The organism is Streptomyces massasporeus (assembly GCF_014648995.1).
GTDB classification, from domain to species: Bacteria; Actinomycetota; Actinomycetes; order Streptomycetales; family Streptomycetaceae; genus Streptomyces; species Streptomyces massasporeus.
The window spans coordinates 23,157-42,171 of sequence record NZ_BMSE01000019.1 but is presented as its reverse complement, the minus strand read 5'-3'; the positions used below and the strand labels follow the sequence as shown (position 1 = coordinate 42,171).

Genomic DNA, 19,015 nt, shown 5'->3' with positions numbered 1-19,015 from the left:
ACGAGGAGCAACCCATGGCACTGCATTCAGCAACGGCCGAGCCGATCCTCGGTATCCGGGCAGCGCGCTGCTGGTTCCCGGAGAAGACGCGCAGACCCGCGGACGAGGTGCGGATCGGCAACCTGACCCCCGAGCAGGCGGCCCGGCACGGTGACGTCACCCTGCACATCGCCCGCTCGTGGGAGACCGAGTCCGCGCCCGCGATGGCCGTGGCCGCCGGCCATGCCGCGCTGTCGGCGTCGGGCGTGCCCGCCGACGGCGTCGGACTGCTGGCCTACGCGTGGACGAACTACCAGGGCAACCCCTTCTTCACCGCCGGGCACTGCGTCGCCGAGGGTCTCGGCCTCCCGCGCTCGTGTGCGCCGGTCGGCATCCAACAGGCCTGCAACGGTGCGGCGATGGCCTTCTCCCTGGCCGCCGGCCAGCTGCGGATGGACGAGCACTCCCACGCGCTGATCGTCGCGGCGGACCGCTTCGGCGCGCCCGCCGTCGATCACTGGCGCAGCCACATCATGCTCGCCTACGGCGACGGCGCCTCGGCCGCCGTCGTCGGACGGCCCGAACCCGGCGACGCCTTCCATCTCCTGGCCGTCGAGCACGTCGCCGCACCGGAGTTGTGGCGCACCCGCGACGACTACGACGGCTTCGGCCCGCAACCGGCGCTGGCACCGCCGTACATCAACGCGATGCCGACCGAGAAGTTCTCCGACGAGGGCGGACGGCCCCGACTGCGCGCGGTGTCCCATGAGTGCATCACCGAGGCGGTGGACACCGCCCTCGACCGCGCCCGGCTGTCGCCCGGCGACCCGCGGATCGCCCGGGTGCTCGCGCCGCGGCTCAGCGACAAGGTGCGCGAGCTGATGATCGGGCCGATCGAGGAGAAGTACAGCGACCGGGTCGTCTGCCACTACAGCGCCTCGGGCCACCTCGGCGCGGGCGACTTCCTCGCCAACATCGCCGAGGCCGAGACGGCGGGGGATCTCGCACCGGGCGACATCGTCCTCGTCCTCGGGGCCGGCGGCGGCTACTCCTACACGTGCGCCGTGCTGCAGGTGCCGCTGGAGCGTGCGGCATGACGCGCCTGGCGATCACCGGGATGGGGTTCACCCTGCCGGGCGGCGTGCGCACCGCGGACGACTTCTGGGGGCGCGTGCGGGCCGGCGCGTCGGCGCTCACGCCCCAGTCGGCCTACCACGATCGCGGCGTGCCGACCGTGATGGCGGGACAGCTCACCCACGACCCGGTGGTCGAAGGGCTCGATCCCGCCCACGCGAGCAAGTACTCGCGCGAGATCCTCGCGGCCCTCGCCGGCATCGACGAGGCGCTCGGCGACGCCGGGGTCGGTGACTTCGATCCGCACCGCGTCGGCGTCATCGCGTCGTCGTCACGAGGCCCGCTGCACTGGTGGGAGCGCGACTTCGCCTCCGCGTCCGGGATCGGGCGGGTCCTCGGCGGTCTGCCGGGCGCGCCCGCGAGCATCGCGGCCATCCGCACCGGCGTCCAGGGCTACGTCTCCACCGTGTCGTCGGCCTGTGTCGGCGGCACCCACGCGCTGCGGTCCGCGGCGGCGGAGCTACGCTCCGACGAAGCCGACATCATGATCGTCGTGGGGCACGAGTTCCCGCTGACCCCCAACCTGCTGCGGGTGTACACCGATCCGAAGTCGCGCGTGCTGAGTCTCGGAACCACGGCGGCGGACTCGATCCGTCCCTACGACGTCAACCGGGACGGCACGGCTCTCGGCGAGGGAGCCGTCGCCCTGGTCCTCGAACGGGAGGCCGACGCGGTGGCCCGCGGCGCGCACATCTACGCGTTCGTGCTGGCGACCGGCGTCGCCAACGAGGCGGCCCACCCGACCACCATGGAACTGTCGGGCGAGAAGACCGCGGCACTCGCCGAGCGGGTCATCAAGAAGTCGAACCTCTCGGTCGGCGACATCGGGTACGTGTGCGGTCACGGCACGGGGACCCGGACCAACGACATCGCCGAGAGCAGGGCGGTCCGCCGCGTCTTCGGCGAGGACACCGACGTGCCCCTGACGTCGGTGAAGCCCGTCTTCGGGCACCTGTTCGGTGCTTCCGCGCTGGTCAACATCGCTGCGACGGCCTCCATGCTCGACGCGCAGACGATCGCGCCGACGGCCAACAGCACACAGGCCGACGCCGAGTGCGGACTCGACTCCGTCTTCGGTGGCGCCCGCGACGCCGACCTGCGGGCCGCGCTGTCGTTCGCGTTCGCGCTGGGCAGCCAGTCCTCGGTGGTGGCCCTGGAGGCGGCGCGATGACCGCACCGCCCGACGGGACCACCCACCTGGCGACCATCGGCCACGCCTACGCGCAGGAGTCGGTGCGCGTCGGCGAGCGGCTGAGGTCGAGGGTGGCGACGCTCTACGACGTGCCCGCCGGCCTGACCTTCGCGCAGTACCGGGAGACGGTCCGGTTCGGCGACGACGCGCCGGTGCCGAGCGCGCGCGATCTGACCGTCGGGGGCGTGCCCGTCCGCTCGTTCACCCCCGAGGGCCTCTCGCGCGGCACGTATCTGCACCTGCACGGCGGCGGCTGGTGTCTGGGCAGTCACACGATGCACGACGAGACCCTGCAACGACTCGCCGACCGCACCGAGTTGACGGTGCTCTCCGTCGGCTACCGGATGGCGCCCGAGCACCGCTACCCGGCGTGCCTGGACGACGTGCTCGCGGTCGCCCGCGCGGTCGCCGAGCGCCCGGGAGCGGGATTCCTGGCCATCGGCGGCGAGTCCGCCGGCGCGCATCTCGCCGCTCTGACCGTGACCGCGGTCCCCGCGCTCCTGGGGCGCCAGCCCTTCTCCGCGGTCTCCCTCAACTACGGCGCCTTCGACCTCACGGCCGGGCTCGACCGCGCACTGGGGCTTCTGATGCCGGGCGCCACAGGCGAGCAGCGCCGGGCCGCCTCGCCCGCGTACGCCGACCTGCACGGCGTGCCGCCCGCACGGTTCTGCGTCGGCACCGGCGACGCACTGCTCCCGCAGACCCTGGCGATGGAGGCGCGGTGGCGTGAGCACGCACCGACCGAACTGGATGTCTTCGCCGGGGCGGCGCACGCGTTCACCACCGTGCGCTCGACGGCGGCCCGGGTGGCGAAGGCTCGTGAAGCAGAATTCCTGGTAAGGACGCAGAAATGATCGAACTGAAGAAGCTCGACCTCTGGAACGACATGTGGAACGGGGCGTTCGCCAACGCGGACGAGATCTGCTCCCCGGAATTCACGATCTACTTCGGCCGCGACGCCTCGACGCACAACGGGGACGACATCACCGGACCCGCGCAGCTGAAGACCTTCGTCCGCGCCTTCCGGGAGTCGCTGGACAACGATCTGGAATTCACCCTGGTGCGAAATTTCGTGCACCCCGGTGCGGATTTCGCCGTGTCGCTGTGGAACCTGCGGGTCGGCCCGGACCGCGTGGTCGGCGGAATCGATGTCTTCGAGTTCGACGACGCCGGCCGCATCCGCAAGGTGCACTCGGTCACGGGCCAGCGCGGCATCACCGAGGCGCCCGCCCCGGGGCACTGAGCGACCACGGCCCCGGCCGCCGGCCCGGTTACTATTGCACCTTCGGATTCCGCCCTCCGGGGAGCCTTGGACCATGCTGAGAGAGGTCACCGCGACCCGCTACGTCGAACCCCTGCGGTCCGGCGGCTCCGTCCCCGGGGTCGTCGAGGCGGACGACCTCGGCACCTACGTCGTGAAGTTCACCGGCTCCGCGCAGGGCCGCAAGGCGCTCGTCGCCGAGGTCATCGTGGGGGAACTGGCCCGCGCCCTCGGGCTGCGCTTCCCGGAACTCGTCCTGGTGCACTTCGACCCGGCGATCGCGGACCACGAACCCCATCAGGAGGTACGGGACCTGCACGCGGCGAGCGCGGGCGTGAACCTCGGCATGGATCACCTGCCGGGCGCCCGGGACTTCACCCCGGAGGTCGCCCGGGTCTTCCCCGTCGATCCGCTGGAGGCCGGGAGGATCGTCTGGCTCGACGCGCTGACCGTGAACGTCGACCGTACGGTGCACAGCTCCAACCTGATGGTCTGGCCCACCCTCGGCGTCGCACCCCCGCGCCTGTGGCTGATCGACCACGGCGCCGCCCTGGTCTTCCACCACCGCTGGGACGCCACCGACCCCCGCAGGGCGTACGACTTCCGGCACCACGCCCTCGGCCACTACGGGCCCGACGTGCGGGCCGCCGACGCCGAGCTGGCGCCCCGCGTCACCGAGGAGCTGCTGCGGCACATCCTCGCGGAGGTCCCGGACGCCTGGCTCGCGGACGAGCCGGGCTTCGCCGGCGCGGACGCGGTGCGCGAGGCGTACGTGACCTACCTCCGCGCCCGCGCGGAGACCTCCGCGGACTGGCTGCCCACCGGCTTCCCCACCCGCGAGGAACTCGCCGCCGAGGAGGCCCTCCGGGCGGCGAGGAGCCAGCAAGGACGCCCCGCGTGGCTCAAGCAGGTGCCCGACCTGCACGGCAAGCCCGCGGCCGAGCAGGATTGGTCGGTGCACCTCGGATGACGGATGTTCAGCGGATCGAGATCGAACCGACGGAGGACGCCCCGGGCGCCTCGGCACGGGTCGAGATCGAATACTGCACCCAGTGCCGCTGGCTGCCCCGCGCGGCCTGGCTGGCGCAGGAACTGCTCACGACCTTCGAGGCGGAACTGACGGAACTGGCCCTGAAGCCCGGCACGGGCGGGGTGTTCATCGTCCGCGTCGGCGACGAGGTCGTCTGGGACCGGCGCGAGCAGGGCTTCCCGGAGCCGACGGCGGTGAAGAAGGCCGTACGCGACCGAGTGGCCCCGGAGAAGTCCCTGGGCCACTCGGAGCGCTAGCGTCCGGCTCGGCCGGTCAGCCCTTGAGCTGCTCGTACGCCGGGAGCGTCAGGAAGTCGGCGTAGTCCTCGTCGAGGGAGACCGTCAGCAGCAGGTCGTGGGCCTGCTGCCAGTTGCCGGCCGCGAAGGCCTCGTCGCCGATCTCGGCCCGGATGTTCGCGAGTTCCTCGGCGGCGACCTTGCGGGCCAGGTCGGCGGTGACCTGCTCGCCGTTGTCGAGGACGACCTCCGCGTTGATCCACTGCCAGATCTGGGAACGGGAGATCTCGGCGGTGGCCGCGTCCTCCATCAGGTTGAAGATGGCGACGGCGCCGAGGCCGCGCAGCCACGCCTCGATGTAACGGATGCCCACCTGCACGGCGTTGACCAGGCCCGCGTACGTCGGCTTGGCGTCGAGCGAGTCGACGGCGATCAGGTCGGCCGCCTCGACGACGACGTCCTCGCGGAGGCGGTCCTTCTGGTTGGGCTTGTCGCCGAGGACCTTGTCGAAGGACTCCATGGCGATCGGCACCAGGTCGGGGTGGGCGACCCAGGAGCCGTCGAAGCCGTCGCCGGCCTCGCGGTCCTTGTCGGCGCGGACCTTCTCGAACGCGACCTTGTTGACCTCGGCGTCCCGACGGGACGGGATGAACGCCGCCATGCCGCCGATGGCGTGGGCGCCGCGCTTGTGGCAGGTGCGGACGAGGAGTTCGGTGTACGCGCGCATGAACGGGGCCGTCATCGTCACCGCGTTGCGGTCCGGCAGGACGAACTTGGCTCCGCCGTCACGGAAGTTCTTGACGATGGAGAACAGGTAGTCCCAGCGGCCCGCGTTCAGCCCGGAGGCGTGGTCGCGCAGCTCGTAGAGGATCTCCTCCATCTCGTACGCGGCGGTGATCGTCTCGATGAGGACGGTCGCGCGGACCGTGCCCTGCGGGATGCCGCAGTGCTCCTGCGCGAAGACGAACACCTCGTTCCAGAGGCGGGCCTCCAGGTGGGACTCCGTCTTCGGGAGGTAGAAGTACGGGCCCTTGCCGAGGTCCAGCAGGCGCTGGGCGTTGTGGAAGAAGTACAGGCCGAAGTCGACGAGCGCACCGGGCACGGGGGTGCCGTCGGCGTCGACGAGGTGACGCTCGTTCAGGTGCCAGCCGCGCGGGCGCATGACGACCGTGGCGAGCTCCTCGTCCGCCTTCAGCGCGTACGACTTGCCGGACTTCGCGTCGGTGAAGTCGATGTTCCGGGTGTAGGCGTCGCTCAGGTTGACCTGGCCGAGGACCACGTTCTCCCAGGTGGGCGCGGAGGCGTCCTCGAAGTCCGCGAGCCACACCTTGGCGCCCGAGTTGAGGGCGTTGATGGTCATCTTGCGGTCGGTGGGACCGGTGATCTCGACCCGGCGGTCGTTCAGGGCGTCCGGGGCCGGGGCGACCCTCCAGGAGTCGTCGGCGCGGATCGCGGCCGTCTCCGGGAGGAAGTCGAGGGTGGAGGTGCGGGCGATCTCGGCGCGGCGCTCGGCGCGGCGGGCGAGGAGCTCGTCACGCCGGGGCGTGAACCGCCGGTGCAGCTCGGCCACGAAGGCGAGCGCCGCTTCGGTGAGGACCTCCTCCTGCCGGGGCAGGGGCTCGGCGTCGACGATGGCCAGCGGGGACGGCGCTGGAGCGGACATGAACGGTCACTTCCTTCAGCGAGCTGTGAAGACGAGCCGGCGTGCTTGGCACCGGGTGCCAGTCTTCCCGGATACGGCGTTCGGCGCCCGGGGAGCGGACGGGCGCTTCTGAACAGTGGATACTAGTTTCCTCATGGTGGAAGTTCAATCGTCTGTTGATGTCGAGATTCTCAGGGTCGAGGCAAGGTGGCGCTCCGTGCCACCCCGCTCACTCCAGGTGGGCCAGATCGGCTTCGGTGTCGATGTCGAAAGGCCGGGCGACGTCGCCGCACTCGACGAGGGCGAGGGCCGTCCGGTGCTCCTTCAGATAGGCGCGTGCCCCCCGGTCCCCGGTCGCAGTCGCGGCGATGCCCGCCCAGTGGGCGGCGCCGAACAGCACCGGATGCCCGCGCACACCGTCGTACGCGGCGGAGGCGAGCGACTCCTCGCCCTCGTACGCCGCGAGGACCCGGGCCACCGCCTCGGGCCCGATGCCGGGCTGGTCGACGAGCGACACCAGGGCTGCCCGTGCCCCCGTTCCGGCGAGCGAGTCGAGCCCGGCGCGCAGGGAACTCCCCATCCCCTGCTCCCAGTCGGGGTTGTCCACCAGGACGCAGCCCGGCAGTGAGGCCCGTGTGCGCACGTCGCCGGCCCGGGCGCCCAGGACCACGTGGACGGTCGCGCATCCACCCTCCCGCAGTACCCGCACCGCGTGCTCCACCAGGGGCCGTCCGCGATGGGGGAGCAGCGCCTTGGGCCGCCCGCCGAGCCGCCGCCCGCCGCCGGCCGCGAGCAGCAGTCCCGCAACCGCTCGTGCCTCGCCCGTCGTCTCCCGTGTCGTCATGGCTCCTGCATACCGCACGCCCCGTACGGGGGTGCGACGGCGCGGAGCGCGCGTCGCACGGGCGTGCGCCTCGGGCCAGAAAGTCACTCAGCGAAACAAGTCGATGACGCAATGGACTGGCGCCTGGTGGCCCGCGTCGTTTACTGTCGCCCGCACCGACCGGCCGGGCGCCCGACTGCGGCCCGGTGTGGGGGACTTCGCGTCGGAAGGGCATGTGCACGACGAGGTGCGAGGGGGAGGACTGTGTTGCGGAGCGTCGAGCAGAAGCGGCAGGGGCCCGTGGCCGGCGGCGACGAGGACCCGCGCGTGACGGAGCTGCGCTCCGCCGTGTCCCGGCTACGCCGCCGACTGGCCGCCCATCCCGGCGAGTTCGCCGACCGGGCCATCGCCGAGGAGGAACTGGCCGCGCTGGCGGCCATGGCCGCCGACGGCATCCCCGAGATCCCCTGCCTGCGCCGCTCCCTCCTGCTGATCGCGGGCGCGATCGGCTCCGTGAGCGCCCTGTCCGCGGAGCTCACGGAGGTCCGGCGGGCCGTCGATCTCTTCGGTGGGCCGGTGCGGGGTCAGGGGTAGGCGCTCGGGCCGGGCGGGCCCGGCGGTGGCGCGGCGCCCTGCGGCCCGCCGCCGTTACGCCGGGCTCTGGCTGGCGAGCGCCGCGGACAGCTCCACGGCGACCTGCTGGAGCACCGGCACGATCTTGTCCGTCGCCGCCTCCGTGACCCGGCCGGCCGGGCCGGAGATGGAGATGGCCGCGGCGGTGGGGGAGTCGGGCACCGGCACCGCGAGGCAACGGACCCCGATCTCCTGCTCGTTGTCGTCGATGGCGTAGCCCTGCCGGCGCACGTCCTCCAGGGCCGCGAGGAAGCCGTCGGCCGTCGTGATCGTCTTCTCCGTCGCGGCGGGCATGCCCGTACGGGAGAGCAGGGCCCGCACCTCCTCCGGCGGGAAACCGGCGAGCAGCGCCTTGCCCACGCCCGTGGAGTGCGGCAGCACCCGCCGCCCGACCTCCGTGAACATGCGCATCGAGTGCTTCGACGGCACCTGCGCCACGTAGACGATCTCGTCCCCGTCCAGCAGCGCCATGTTCGCCGTCTCGCCGGTCTCCTCGACCAGGCGCGCCAGGTACGGCCGTGCCCAGGTGCCCAACAGCCGGGAGGCCGACTCGCCGAGGCGGATCAGGCGCGGGCCGAGCGCGTACCGCCGGTTGGGCTGCTGACGTACGTACCCGCAGGCCACCAGCGTGCGCATCAGGCGGTGGATGGTCGGCAGGGGCAGGCCGCTGCTCGCGGACAGCTCGCTCAGGCCGACCTCGCCACCCGCGTCCGCCATCCGTTCGAGCAGGTCGAAGGCGCGCTCCAGGGACTGGACGCCGCCGTTGGCGGAGGACCGGGCGGAGTCGGTGGTGCTGGCGCTGGACGTCGGCACGGCGCGTTCCTTTCGGGGCGGGCGGGAAGGGCAGAAGCCTACCCGGCGGTCGGTTGACTCCCCGCTTGTACGTAGCTACGTTCTGCGTGCTGGAAGTTTAATTCCGCTTTGTGGAAACGTCCAGGAGTTTCGCCGAAGGGTGCCGCAGTCAAGTGTGCCCTTGACGGCGCGGAAGAGGGAGTGAAGACTTCTTCAACAGAAAGTTGAATTCCGTTACGCGGAAGTAAGGGGTTCGGGTGTCCGACGCTGAACTGGTGCTGCGCTCGACGCGAGTCATCACCCCCGAAGGAACGCGGGCCGCGTCCGTCGCGGTGACCGACGGCACGATCACGGCCGTCCTCCCGCACGACGCGCCCGTCCCCGAAGGCGCTCGCCTGGAGGACCTGGGCGACCACGTCCTGCTGCCCGGCCTGGTCGACACGCACGTGCACGTCAACGATCCCGGCCGCACCGAGTGGGAGGGCTTCTGGACCGCCACCCGCGCCGCGGCGGCCGGTGGCATCACGACCCTCGTCGACATGCCCCTCAACTCCCTCCCGCCGACCACGACCGTCCCGCACCTGCGGACCAAGCAGCAGGTCGCCGCCGACAAGGCGCACATCGACGTCGGGTTCTGGGGCGGCGCCCTGCCCGACAACATCAAGGAGCTCCGCCCGCTGCACGAGGCCGGGGTGTTCGGCTTCAAGGCGTTCCTGTCGCCGTCCGGCGTGGACGAGTTCCCGCACCTGGAGCGGGACGCCCTCGCCCGCACCATGGCAGAGATCGCCGCCTTCGACGGCCTGCTCATCGTGCACGCCGAGGACCCCCACCTGCTCGCCTCCGCCCCGCAGCAGCCGGGCCCGAAGTACGCCGACTTCCTCGCCTCCCGCCCCCGGGACGCCGAGGACACCGCCATCGCCCGGCTCATCCGCGAGGCGAAGGCCCTCAATGCGCGGGTGCACGTGCTCCACCTGTCCTCCAGCGACGCCCTGCCGATGATCGCCGAGGCGCGGGCGGAGGGCGTCCGCATCACCGTGGAGACCTGCCCCCACTACCTGACCCTCACCGCCGAGGAAGTCCCCGACGGCGCCAGCGAGTTCAAGTGCTGCCCGCCCATCCGCGAGGCCGCCAACCAGGACCTGCTCTGGCAGGCCCTCGCCGACGGCACCATCGACTGCGTCGTCACCGACCACTCCCCGTCCACGGCCGACCTGAAGACCGACGACTTCGCGACGGCATGGGGCGGCATCTCCGGACTCCAGCTGAGCCTGGCCGCGGTGTGGACGGAGGCCCGCAGGCGCGGGCACGGCCTGGAGGACGTGGTGCGCTGGATGTCCGCGCGCACCTGCGAACTGGTCGGGCTCGACGACCGCAAGGGCGCCATCGCGGTGGGCCGCGACGCCGACTTCGCCGTCCTCGCCCCCGACGAGACCTTCACCGTCGACCCGGTGGCCCTCCAGCACCGCAACCACGTCACGGCGTACGCCGGCAAGACCCTGCACGGCGTCGTGAAGTCCACCTGGCTGCGCGGGCAGCGCGTCGTCGCGGACGGCGAGTTCACCGAACCGAAGGGGCGGCTCCTCACCCGGACCCACTGAATCCCATCCACGACCTCGAAAGGCAGACCTGATCATCGTGACGGCGATCCCCAGCTTCACCGGCGACGCGAACCCCTACGGAGGCGGCGACCCCTACGCGGACTACCGCACCGCCGACTTCCCCTTCACCCCGTACGCCGACCTCGCCGACCGGCGCCTCGGAGCCGGTGTCATCGCCGCCAACGACGAGTTCTTCGCCCAGCGCGAGAACCTGCTGGTGCCCGAGCCCGCCGAGTTCGACCCCGAGCACTTCGGCCACAAGGGCAAGATCATGGACGGCTGGGAGACCCGCCGCCGCCGGGGCGCCTCCGCCGACCACCCCTGGCCGACCTCCGAGGACCACGACTGGGCACTGGTCCGCCTCGGCGCCCCGGGCGTGATCCGCGGGATCGTCGTCGACACCGCCCACTTCCGCGGCAACTACCCGCAGGCCGTGTCCGTCGAGGGCGCCTGCGTCCCCGGCTCACCGTCGCCCGAGGAGCTCCTCGGGGACGACGTGAAGTGGACGACCCTCGTCCCGCGCACCGCGGTCGGCGGCCACGCGGCGAACGGTTTCGCCGTCGCCGCCGAGCAGTGCTTCACCCACCTCAGGGTCAACCAGCACCCCGACGGCGGCATCGCCCGCCTGCGCGTCCACGGCGAGGTCGTCCCCGACCCCGTGTGGCTGGAGGCGCTGGGCACCTTCGACGTCGTCGCCCTGGAGAACGGCGGCCGGGCCGAGGACGCCTCCAACCTCTTCTACTCGCCCGCCTCCAACACCATCCAGCCGGGCCGCTCCCGCAAGATGGACGACGGCTGGGAGACCCGCCGCCGGCGCGACCAGGGCCACGACTGGATCCGCTACCGGCTCGCCGCCCAGGCCCAGATCCGCGCCCTGGAGATCGACACCGCCTACCTCAAGGGCAACAGCGCCGGCTGGGCCTCGGTGTCCGTCAGGGACGGCGAGGACGGCGAGTGGCAGGAGATCCTGCCCCGCACCCGCCTCCAGCCCGACACCAACCACCGCTTCGTCCTGCCGGCCCCGGCCGTCGGCACGCACGCGCGCGTGGACATCTTCCCGGACGGCGGCATCTCCAGGCTCCGCCTGTTCGGCTCCCTGACCTCCGAGGGAACGAGCCGGCTGGCGGCACGCCACCAGGAGCTCGGCGGCTGACCCGACCCGTGGGGCGCACCGGCCGGACAGCACCGGTGCGCCCCACGTACTCGCGGCGCACGCGCGCTCACGGGGAACGCGCTTCACGGCCCCCGTGCCTTACGGGGAGTACGTCTCAAAGCGCGACTCACGCCCACGCGTGCCTCACGCCGCGTGGCCTCCGTCCACCGAGAACTCCGCCCCGGTCACGTACGTCGCCCCCGCCAGGTAGGCGACCGTCGACGCCACCTCCTCCGCCGTCCCGAACCGGCCCAGCGCCGTCATCGCCGCCTGCCCGGCCGCGTACGGCCCGTCCGCCGGGTTCATGTCCGTGTCGATCGGGCCGGGAAGCACCAGGTTCGCCGTGATCCCGCGCCCGCCCAGCTCCCGGGCCAGTGCCTTGGTCAGACCGGCCAGGGCCGCCTTGCTCGTCGCGTAGAGGGTCCCGCCCGGCCCCGGCACCCGCTGGGCGATGCAACTGCCGATCGTGATGATCCGACCGCCCTCGGGCAGCCACGCGGCGGCCGCCTGGGAGGCCAGGAAGACACCCCGCACGTTGACGTCGAGGACCCGGTCCACGTCCGCGAGCGACAGGGTGTCCAGCGGACCGAGCACTCCCACGCCGGCGTTGTTGACCAGGATGTCGAGCCTGCCCAGCGCCTCTGCCGCCGCGTCCACCATCCCGGCCGCCTCCGTGGCATCGCCCGTGTCCGCGCGCAGCGCCACCGCCCGGCGCCCCAGAGCCTCCACGGCCCGTACGACGCCCTCGGCGGCCTCCTTGCCGTTCACATGGCCGACGGCCACGTCCGCGCCCTCGCGCGCCAGCCGTACCGCCGTCGCCGCGCCGATGCCCCGGCTCCCGCCGGTCACGAGAGCCACCTTGCCGTCCAGAATTCCCTGAGAAGTCATGGGTCCATCCCAGCGGCCGCACGGCACCGGCGCCGGCGGCGAACGGACGTCGACGTTCCCGGTCGCGCGGCGGAGGTTCCGCGGCCCGGCAGTCACCCGATGGCGCCCCGCACGCCATCCGGCACACACCCGACCGGCCCACGCCCGATCCGGCGCACATGCGGAACCTTTCCCTCCGCCTCCCGCGTTCTCCGGTCGTGACCCTTCAGCAAGAGATCGTCGGTAACGCCATGCAGATGGCGGTCGTGAGCCTGCAGCCCGGTCAGACGGTGTACTGCGAGGCCGGAAAGTTCCTGTTCAAGACCACGAACGTCACCATGGAGACCCGCCTGGGCGGTCCCTCGGGCGGGGGCGGGCAGCAGTCGCAGTCCGGCGGCAGCGGCTCGGGCGGCATGGGCGGGCTGCTGCGCCAGGCCATGGGCACGGCCATGCAGGCCGGCCAGCGCGCCCTCGCGGGGGAGTCGCTGGCGTTCCAGTACTTCACCACCCAGGGCGGCGAGGGCACCGTCGGCTTCGCGGGCGTGCTCCCCGGGGAGATGCGCGCGCTGGAACTGGACGGCACGCGCGCGTGGTTCGCCGAGAAGGACGCCTTCGTGGCCGCCGAGTCCACCGTCGACTTCGGCATCGCCTTCCAGGGCGGCCGTACCGGCCGCAGCGGCGGCGAGGGCTTCGTCCTGGAGAAGTTCACCGGACGGGGCACGGTGATCATCGCCGGGGCCGGCAACTTCATCGACCTGAACCCGGCCGACTTCGGCGGCCGCGTCGAGGTCGACACGGGATGCGTGGTCGCCTTCGAGGAGGGCATCCAGTACGGCGTCCAGCGCGTCGGCGGCCTCAACCGCCAGGGCGTGATGAACGCGGTCTTCGGCGGCGAGGGCCTGTCCCTGGCCACCCTGGAGGGCAACGGCCGCGTGATCCTGCAGTCCCTCACCATCGAGAGCCTCGCGAACGCCCTGAGGAAGGCCCAGGGCGGCGACAAGCAGGGCCCGACGGGCGGGCTGTTCTCCACGAACGCCCAGTGAGCGGGCGTCCGGACCGGCGATGAGTTGCGGGTGCCGGTGGGGTCTGACGTGATGGCATCAGGCCCCACTCCAGGAAGCAGGCACCCGTCATGGGCAAGCTCGTCTCCACCCTCTTCGTCACCCTCGACGGCGTCTACCAGGCCCCCGGCGGGCCGCAGGAGGACACCCGCGGGGGCTTCACCCACGGCGGCTGGAGCTTCCCGTACGCCGACGAGGACTTCGGCCGGTTCATCGGCGAGGTCTTCACCCGTCCGGGCGCCTTCCTGCTCGGCCGCCGTACGTACGACATCTTCGCCACCTACTGGCCCAAGGTGACCGACCCCGCGGACCCGGTCGCCGCCCCGCTCAACTCCCTGCCGAAGTACGTGCCTTCCTCGACCCTGACGGACCCGGGCTGGGCGGGCACGACCGTGCTCTCCGGCGACCTCGCCGAGGAGGTCGCCGCCGTGAAGGAGCGCACCGACGGCGAGGTCCAGGTGCACGGCAGCGGCGCCCTCGTCCGGTCCCTGCTGGCGCTCGACCTCCTGGACACCCTGCACCTGCTGACCTTCCCGGTCGTGCTCGGCTCCGGGTTCCGGCTGTTCACGGAGGGCGCCGTACCGACCGCGTTCGAGCACACCGGCGGGAGCGTCACCGGCGGGGGTGTCTCCATCCAGACGTACGACCTGAAGGGCCGGCCGGAGTACGGCGAGTTCGGCCTGCCGGAAGGCGCGTGAGGGCGCCGCCGGGCCGGTGAACTTCCCGCGAACTCACGGGGCTTCACAGGAAATTCTCCTGGCTTGTCATTGACATGCCAGCGTCTACGCGCGTCATCATGAGCGTCATGAATTTCCCCCCACGCGCCTCGCGGCTCGGCGCAGCAGCCGCCCTTCTGTCCGCCCTCCTCGTCGGCGGAACCGTCTCCGCCACCACGGCCGACGCGTCCCCCACCGCCGTCGGCGACATCTGCTACAGCGACCTGCCGTCCCAGGCCCACGACACGCTCGACCTGATCGAGCAGGGCGGCCCCTACCCGTTCGACCAGGACGGCACCGTCTTCCAGAACCGGGAAGGGGTCCTGCCCAGCCAGTCCTCCGGCTACTACCACGAGTACACGGTCATCACCCCGGGCTCCTCCAACCGCGGCGCGCGGCGCATCGTCACCGGTGAGCAGAACCAGGAGGACTACTACACGGCCGACCACTACGAGTCCTTCGACCTGGTCGACTACGGCTGCTGAGCCCTGACGGGACCGTGGGCCGGACGTCCGTCGGCAGCTCAGACGGACTTCCGGCTCCCGGCCGCCGCGAACAGGGCCACGCCCAGCACGAGCAGCGCGACGCTCGCGTAGATCTCGTAGCCGTCGAGGAACCCCAGGCGCTGGACCAGGCCCCAGTTCCAGTCGGTGAACTCGTGCACCAGGCCCGCCACGCCCTGGACCAGGGCGAGGAAGCCGAGAATCTCCAGTACCTGCTTCATGCCACCAGCCTCGTCCCGCGGACCCCCACGCACATCGGCCGCGGGACGAGCACCCCGGGACGGAAGTCCCCGCTCCGGGACGCCGGCCGCGTCGAAAGTCTGCGGCGTGACGACTTTGGTCGACGATCCCGCCCGAGGACGGCCGGTACGGGCTTCGGCTGCGTAGATTTGGCGCCGTGAGTGGTGACGACGTGGGGCATGCCTCCCCGGTACCGGTGGGAGCGACGCCCGCGCTCGTCACCGGGCGCAGATGGTTCTTCCCGTCGGCGCTCCTGCACGAACTCGACCCGGACGCCGCACGGGCCGGGCGGCCCCGGCGCACCGCCCGCGACTGGGCCGTCGACTTCTCCTGCTTCCTGCTGGCCGTGATCGTGGGCGCGACCGCCATGGAGGCGCTCGCCGACAACCCCCACGTGCCGCCCGGGCTCGCCGCCGTCGACCAGGTGATCGGCGCGCTGGCCTGCGCGGCGGTCTGGCTGCGGCGCCGCTGGCCGCTGGGGCTGGCCGTGGCCATGACGCCCCTCTCCCTCGTCTCGGACACCTCGGGCGGCGCGGGCCTCATCGCCCTGTTCACCCTCGCCGTGCACCGCCCCTTCCGGTACGTGGCATGGGTGGGCGGCATCAACGTGGCGCTGGTGCCGCTCTACTACTGGGTGCGCCCCGACGCGGACATCCCCTACCTGGTGAGCGTTCCCTTCGCGGTGGTGCTCACCGTGGCGATCGTCGGCTGGGGCATGTTCGTACGGGCCAAGCGGCAGCTGATGGTGAGCCTCAGGGACCGCGCCCGGCGCGCCGAGACCGAGGCGCGGCTGCGGGCCGAACAGGCGCAGCGGCTCGCCCGCGAAGCCATCGCCCGGGAGATGCACGACGTGCTCGCCCACCGGCTGACGCTGCTCAGCGTGCACGCGGGCGCCCTGGAGTTCCGGCCCGACGCGCCCCCGGCACAGACGGCGCGGGCGGCGGGAGTGATCCGGGAGAGCGCGCACGAGGCACTCCAGGACCTGCGGGAGATCATCGGTGTGCTGCGCGCGGGCGAACCCGACGACACGGGCCGGCCGCAGCCGACCCTCGCGGCGATGGACACGCTGGTCGCGGAGTCCCGTGAGGCCGGCATGAAGGTCGCCCTCGACCAGCGCGTCGAGGAACCCGCCGCCGTCCCGTCCTCCGTCGGCCGCACCGCCTACCGGATCGCCCAGGAAGGCCTGACCAACGCGCGCAAGCACGCCCCCGGCACGGAGGTCACGGTGACCGTCACCGGCGCGCCGGGCACCGGCCTCACCGTCCGCGTGCACAACCCGCCGCCCGTGGGCGAGGTGCCGCACGTCCCCGGCTCCGGGCAGGGCCTGATCGGCCTCACAGAGCGGGCGACCCTCGCGGGCGGGCGGCTGGAGCACGGGCACACGCCCGGGGGCGGGTTCGAGGTGCGGGCGTGGCTGCCGTGGCAGTGAGCACCCCTCGCCCTGCCCTCCGGCCATCAACCTCGCGCGCGGCGCCGGGTGTTGGCACCGCCCGTCCGGGCCCGCCGCCCGGCTCGGCCGTGATTACGTAAGGCCCATGACTGCGATCAGACTCCTCCTCGTCGACGACGATCCGCTGGTGCGGGCCGGGCTGTCCTTCATGCTGGGCGGCGCCGACGACATCGAGATCGTCGGTGAGGCCGCCGACGGCGGCGAGGTGGAGGCCCTCGTCGACCGCACCCGTCCGGACGTCGTGCTCATGGACATCCGGATGCCGGCGGTGGACGGTCTCACGGCCACGGAGCGGCTGCGCGCCCGCGAGGACGCCCCGCAGGTGGTGGTGCTCACCACCTTCCACGCCGACGAGCAGGTGCTGCGCGCGCTGCGGGTGGGTGCCGCCGGGTTCGTCCTCAAGGACACCCCGCCGGCCGAGATCATCGCGGCTGTACGCCGCGTCGCGGCCGGCGACCCGGTCCTGTCGCCCGCGGTCACCCGCCAGCTGATGCGGCACGCCGTCGGCACCGGCCCCGACACGCGCCGCAGCCGCGCCCGGGACCGCATCGCCGTCCTCAACGACCGCGAGCGCGAGGTCGCCGTCGCAGTCGGCCGGGGCCTGGCCAACGCCGAGATCGCCACCGGCCTCTTCATGAGCGTCGCCACCGTGAAGACGCACGTCTCGCGCATCCTGGCCAAGCTCGACCTCAACAACCGGGTGCAGATCGCGCTGCTCGCCTACGACGCGGGGCTCCTGGAGGAGGAGCAGGAAGAGCACTGACCGCCGGGGTCCGGCGTCAGGCGACCACGGGCGGGGAACCGCCGGCGATCTCCGCGAGGTGCACCGGCCTGCGCTCCCGCCGCGACAGCTCGCACGCCTCGGCGATCCGCAGCGCCTGCAGCGCCTCGCGCCCGTCGCAGGGGTTGGCCCGCTCACCCCGGACGACCTCGACGAACGCGTTCAGCTCCGCCTCGTAGGCAGGGCCGAACCGCTCCAGGAAACCCGTCCAGGGCTTGTCCGCGGCAGGCGGCCCCGTCGGCTCGGTGGACGCGATCGGCGTACGGTCGTCCAGGCCCACCACGATCTGGTCGCGCTCCCCGGCGAGCTCCATGCGCACGTCGTAGCCGGCCCCGTTCATCCGGGTCGCGGTGAGCGTGGCGAGCGTGCCGTCGTCCAGGGTGAGGAGCGCGGCCGCGGTGTCGACGTCGCCCGCCTCGCGGAACATCCGGGGGCCCGCGTCGGACCCGGCCGCGTAGACGTCCGTGACCTCCCGGCCGGTCACCCAGCGCAGCACGTCGAAGTCGTGGATCAGCGTGTCCCGGTACAGCCCGCCGGACAGCGGCAGCCACGCGGCGTCCGGCGGCGCCTGGTCGCTGGTCAGGGCCCGCACGGTGTGCAGCCGCCCCAGCCGGCCGGACCGCACGGCCTCGCGCGCACCCGTGTAGCCCGCGTCGAAGCGGCGCTGGAAGCCCATCTGGAGAACCGTCCCGGCCGCCTCGACCTCGGCGATCGCCGTCAGGGACCCCGGCAGATCCAGCGCGATGGGCTTCTCGCAGAACACCGGCAGACCCGAGCGTGCTGCCCGACCGATCAGTTCGGCGTGGGCCGACGTCGCCGTCGTGATCACCACGGCGTCGACGCCCCAGCGGAAGATCTCCTCCACGCCGGGCGCCGCCGTCTCACCCAGCCGGTGCGCCAGGTCCTGGGCCCGGGCGGCGTCCGCGTCCGTGAGGATCAGGGAGCCGACGTCGCGATGCCGACTGAGCGTGTTCGCGTGGATGGTGCCGATGCGGCCCGTACCGATGACGCCGATGCGCATGGAAACAAAGTGCGTGCACAGCTCGCCGCTGTCAATCTGTATGTCCGGACAATCTGACTACACGACTTCCCGTCAACAACGCACGGAGCTACGCTCGGCCCGTGCCGAAACCAGAAGTGGACCCGACCGTGCAGCTCGAGCTGAGTGTGGACCGCAGCTCTCCCGTGCCGTTGTACTTCCAGCTGTCCCAGCAGCTGGAGGCCGCGATCGAGCACGGCACGCTGACCCCCGGCAGCCTGCTGGGCAACGAGATCGAGCTCGCCGCCCGGCTCGGCCTGTCCCGGCCGACCGTCCGCCAGGCGATCCAGTCGCTCGTCGACAAGGGCCTCCTCGTGCGCCGCCGCGGCGTGGGCACCCAGGTCGTGCACAGCCAGGTCAAACGCCCGCTGGAGCTCAGCAGCCTCTACGACGACCTGGAGGCGGCGGGCCAGCGCCCGGCCACCAAGGTCCTGGTCAACAAGCTCGTCCCCGCCTCCGCCGAGGTCGCCGCCGCACTCGGCGTCGCCGAGGACAGCGACGTCCACCGCGTCGAACGCCTCCGCCTCGCCCACGGCGAGCCCATGGCCTACCTCTGCAACTTCCTGCCCCCCGGCCTCATCGACCTCGACACCGACCAGCTGGAGACGACCGGCCTCTACCGCCTGATGCGGTCGGCGGGCATCACCCTGCACAGCGCCCGCCAGTCGATCGGAGCCCGGGCGGCGACGACGGAGGAGGCGGAGCGGCTCGCCGAGGAGACCGGGGCCCCGCTCCTCACCATGCAGCGGGTGACGTTCGACGACACGGGCCGAGCAGTGGAATACGGCACACATACCTATCGCCCGACCCGCTATTCGTTCGAGTTCCAGCTCCTGGTACGGACCTGAAATCTTGGGGGCGCGGGGAACTGCGCGGGCGACCCCC

The 19,015-nt window shown here is 72.3% G+C and carries 21 protein-coding genes; 15 read left to right on the top strand and 6 right to left on the bottom strand.

The features are described from left to right. Positions 1–14 precede the first annotated feature (14 nt). The 6 genes from IE153_RS32145 to IE153_RS32120 all read left to right on the top strand — a co-directional run bounded on the left by IE153_RS32145 (position 15) and on the right by IE153_RS32120 (position 4,853). Positions 15–1,076: a ketoacyl-ACP synthase III family protein gene (locus IE153_RS32145; protein ID WP_189593252.1), complete on the top strand. Its 1,062-nt coding sequence runs from the start codon at positions 15–17 to the stop codon at positions 1,074–1,076. Then, complete coding sequence (locus IE153_RS32140) at positions 1,073–2,284, top strand: beta-ketoacyl-[acyl-carrier-protein] synthase family protein (RefSeq protein ID WP_189593251.1); 1,212 nt, start codon at positions 1,073–1,075, stop codon at positions 2,282–2,284. The genes IE153_RS32145 and IE153_RS32140 overlap by 4 nt, the downstream gene beginning before the upstream one ends. After that, entirely contained in the window at positions 2,281–3,159 is an 879-nt protein-coding gene (locus IE153_RS32135) for an alpha/beta hydrolase (RefSeq protein ID WP_189593250.1), read from the top strand. The genes IE153_RS32140 and IE153_RS32135 overlap by 4 nt, the downstream gene beginning before the upstream one ends. Further along, entirely contained in the window at positions 3,156–3,548 is a 393-nt protein-coding gene (locus IE153_RS32130) for a nuclear transport factor 2 family protein (RefSeq protein ID WP_189593249.1), read from the top strand. Before IE153_RS32135 ends, IE153_RS32130 begins: the two co-directional genes overlap by 4 nt. A 73-nt stretch (positions 3,549–3,621) precedes the next feature. Next, positions 3,622–4,536, top strand: a complete 915-nt coding sequence (locus IE153_RS32125) for a HipA family kinase (protein ID WP_189593248.1) — start codon at positions 3,622–3,624, stop codon at positions 4,534–4,536. Then, positions 4,533–4,853, top strand: coding sequence for an Rdx family protein (locus tag IE153_RS32120; RefSeq protein WP_185010506.1), 321 nt, complete (start codon positions 4,533–4,535; stop codon positions 4,851–4,853). Before IE153_RS32125 ends, IE153_RS32120 begins: the two co-directional genes overlap by 4 nt. A gap of 16 nt (positions 4,854–4,869) precedes the next feature. Here the strand turns inward: IE153_RS32120 and aceB are convergent, their stop codons facing one another. Continuing rightward, the gene (gene aceB / locus IE153_RS32115) at positions 4,870–6,495 is read right to left on the bottom strand and encodes a malate synthase A (protein WP_189593247.1); all 1,626 of its coding nucleotides are present in this window, start codon (positions 6,493–6,495) and stop codon (positions 4,870–4,872) included. A 208-nt stretch (positions 6,496–6,703) separates the two neighbouring features. After that, positions 6,704–7,318 carry a nucleotidyltransferase family protein gene (locus IE153_RS32110; protein WP_189593246.1) on the bottom strand — a complete coding sequence of 205 codons (615 nt, stop codon included), beginning with the start codon at positions 7,316–7,318 and terminating at the stop codon, positions 6,704–6,706. Between the two features lie 243 nt (positions 7,319–7,561). Between IE153_RS32110 and IE153_RS32105 the strand changes: the two genes are divergently transcribed. Continuing rightward, on the top strand, positions 7,562–7,891 hold the full coding sequence (locus IE153_RS32105; protein WP_189593245.1) for a DUF5955 family protein: 330 nt from the start codon (positions 7,562–7,564) through the stop codon (positions 7,889–7,891). 54 nt (positions 7,892–7,945) lie between these two features. Here IE153_RS32105 and IE153_RS32100 read toward each other — a convergent pair whose 3' ends face one another. Beyond that, on the bottom strand, positions 7,946–8,743 hold the full coding sequence (locus tag IE153_RS32100) for an IclR family transcriptional regulator (RefSeq protein WP_030839524.1): 798 nt from the start codon (positions 8,741–8,743) through the stop codon (positions 7,946–7,948). A gap of 236 nt (positions 8,744–8,979) precedes the next feature. On the opposite strand from IE153_RS32100, the gene allB reads away from it, so the two are divergent. Both allB and alc read left to right on the top strand, forming a co-directional pair. Then, positions 8,980–10,320: an allantoinase AllB gene (allB, locus tag IE153_RS32095; protein WP_189593244.1), complete on the top strand. Its 1,341-nt coding sequence runs from the start codon at positions 8,980–8,982 to the stop codon at positions 10,318–10,320. Positions 10,321–10,357: 37 nt separating this feature from the next. Continuing rightward, positions 10,358–11,473 (top strand): allantoicase, encoded by a 1,116-nt coding sequence (alc, locus tag IE153_RS32090; RefSeq protein ID WP_189593243.1) that lies wholly within the window; start codon positions 10,358–10,360, stop codon positions 11,471–11,473. Between the two features lie 144 nt (positions 11,474–11,617). Here the strand turns inward: alc and IE153_RS32085 are convergent, their stop codons facing one another. Continuing rightward, complete coding sequence (locus IE153_RS32085; protein ID WP_189593242.1) at positions 11,618–12,361, bottom strand: SDR family oxidoreductase; 744 nt, start codon at positions 12,359–12,361, stop codon at positions 11,618–11,620. Positions 12,362–12,558: 197 nt separating this feature from the next. Between IE153_RS32085 and IE153_RS32080 the strand changes: the two genes are divergently transcribed. The 3 genes from IE153_RS32080 (at position 12,559) to IE153_RS32070 (ending at position 14,602) form a co-directional block, all read left to right on the top strand. Continuing rightward, positions 12,559–13,383 (top strand): AIM24 family protein, encoded by an 825-nt coding sequence (locus tag IE153_RS32080; protein WP_189593241.1) that lies wholly within the window; start codon positions 12,559–12,561, stop codon positions 13,381–13,383. Between the two features lie 89 nt (positions 13,384–13,472). Then, on the top strand, positions 13,473–14,099 hold the full coding sequence (locus IE153_RS32075; RefSeq protein WP_189593240.1) for a dihydrofolate reductase family protein: 627 nt from the start codon (positions 13,473–13,475) through the stop codon (positions 14,097–14,099). A 107-nt stretch (positions 14,100–14,206) separates the two neighbouring features. Further along, the gene (locus IE153_RS32070; protein WP_189593344.1) at positions 14,207–14,602 is read left to right on the top strand and encodes a guanyl-specific ribonuclease; all 396 of its coding nucleotides are present in this window, start codon (positions 14,207–14,209) and stop codon (positions 14,600–14,602) included. 38 nt (positions 14,603–14,640) lie between these two features. On the opposite strand, the gene IE153_RS32065 is transcribed toward IE153_RS32070, so the two are convergent. Continuing rightward, on the bottom strand, positions 14,641–14,841 hold the full coding sequence (locus IE153_RS32065) for a hypothetical protein (RefSeq protein WP_031106532.1): 201 nt from the start codon (positions 14,839–14,841) through the stop codon (positions 14,641–14,643). 176 nt (positions 14,842–15,017) lie between these two features. On the opposite strand from IE153_RS32065, the gene IE153_RS32060 reads away from it, so the two are divergent. Together IE153_RS32060 and IE153_RS32055 are read left to right on the top strand one after the other, a co-directional pair. Then, positions 15,018–16,289 carry a sensor histidine kinase gene (locus IE153_RS32060; RefSeq protein WP_435811952.1) on the top strand — a complete coding sequence of 424 codons (1,272 nt, stop codon included), beginning with the start codon at positions 15,018–15,020 and terminating at the stop codon, positions 16,287–16,289. Positions 16,290–16,395: 106 nt separating this feature from the next. Beyond that, complete coding sequence (locus IE153_RS32055; RefSeq protein WP_189593239.1) at positions 16,396–17,073, top strand: response regulator transcription factor; 678 nt, start codon at positions 16,396–16,398, stop codon at positions 17,071–17,073. A gap of 16 nt (positions 17,074–17,089) precedes the next feature. On the opposite strand, the gene IE153_RS32050 is transcribed toward IE153_RS32055, so the two are convergent. Beyond that, positions 17,090–18,112, bottom strand: coding sequence for a Gfo/Idh/MocA family protein (locus IE153_RS32050; protein WP_189593238.1), 1,023 nt, complete (start codon positions 18,110–18,112; stop codon positions 17,090–17,092). A 128-nt stretch (positions 18,113–18,240) separates the two neighbouring features. Here IE153_RS32050 and IE153_RS32045 point away from each other — a divergent pair, with 128 nt between their 5' ends. Next, positions 18,241–18,978 (top strand): GntR family transcriptional regulator, encoded by a 738-nt coding sequence (locus IE153_RS32045; RefSeq protein WP_185011041.1) that lies wholly within the window; start codon positions 18,241–18,243, stop codon positions 18,976–18,978. Positions 18,979–19,015: the final 37 nt, after the last annotated feature.

Excerpts from the sequence above, each read along its gene's own strand:
- IE153_RS32145 (WP_189593252.1), top strand. The coding sequence starts at position 15 with ATGGCACTGCATTCAGCAACGGCCGAGCCGATCCTCGGTATCCGGGCA.
- IE153_RS32065 (WP_031106532.1), bottom strand. The coding sequence starts at position 14,841 with ATGAAGCAGGTACTGGAGATTCTCGGCTTCCTCGCCCTGGTCCAGGGC.
- IE153_RS32135 (WP_189593250.1), top strand. The coding sequence starts at position 2,281 with ATGACCGCACCGCCCGACGGGACCACCCACCTGGCGACCATCGGCCAC.
- IE153_RS32085 (WP_189593242.1), bottom strand. The coding sequence starts at position 12,361 with ATGACTTCTCAGGGAATTCTGGACGGCAAGGTGGCTCTCGTGACCGGC.
- IE153_RS32075 (WP_189593240.1), top strand. The coding sequence starts at position 13,473 with ATGGGCAAGCTCGTCTCCACCCTCTTCGTCACCCTCGACGGCGTCTAC.
- IE153_RS32110 (WP_189593246.1), bottom strand. The coding sequence starts at position 7,318 with ATGACGACACGGGAGACGACGGGCGAGGCACGAGCGGTTGCGGGACTG.
- IE153_RS32130 (WP_189593249.1), top strand. The coding sequence starts at position 3,156 with ATGATCGAACTGAAGAAGCTCGACCTCTGGAACGACATGTGGAACGGG.
- IE153_RS32070 (WP_189593344.1), top strand. The coding sequence starts at position 14,207 with ATGAATTTCCCCCCACGCGCCTCGCGGCTCGGCGCAGCAGCCGCCCTT.
- IE153_RS32050 (WP_189593238.1), bottom strand. The coding sequence starts at position 18,112 with ATGCGCATCGGCGTCATCGGTACGGGCCGCATCGGCACCATCCACGCG.
- aceB (WP_189593247.1), bottom strand. The coding sequence starts at position 6,495 with ATGTCCGCTCCAGCGCCGTCCCCGCTGGCCATCGTCGACGCCGAGCCC.
- IE153_RS32140 (WP_189593251.1), top strand. The coding sequence starts at position 1,073 with ATGACGCGCCTGGCGATCACCGGGATGGGGTTCACCCTGCCGGGCGGC.
- IE153_RS32055 (WP_189593239.1), top strand. The coding sequence starts at position 16,396 with ATGACTGCGATCAGACTCCTCCTCGTCGACGACGATCCGCTGGTGCGG.
- IE153_RS32125 (WP_189593248.1), top strand. The coding sequence starts at position 3,622 with ATGCTGAGAGAGGTCACCGCGACCCGCTACGTCGAACCCCTGCGGTCC.
- IE153_RS32120 (WP_185010506.1), top strand. The coding sequence starts at position 4,533 with ATGACGGATGTTCAGCGGATCGAGATCGAACCGACGGAGGACGCCCCG.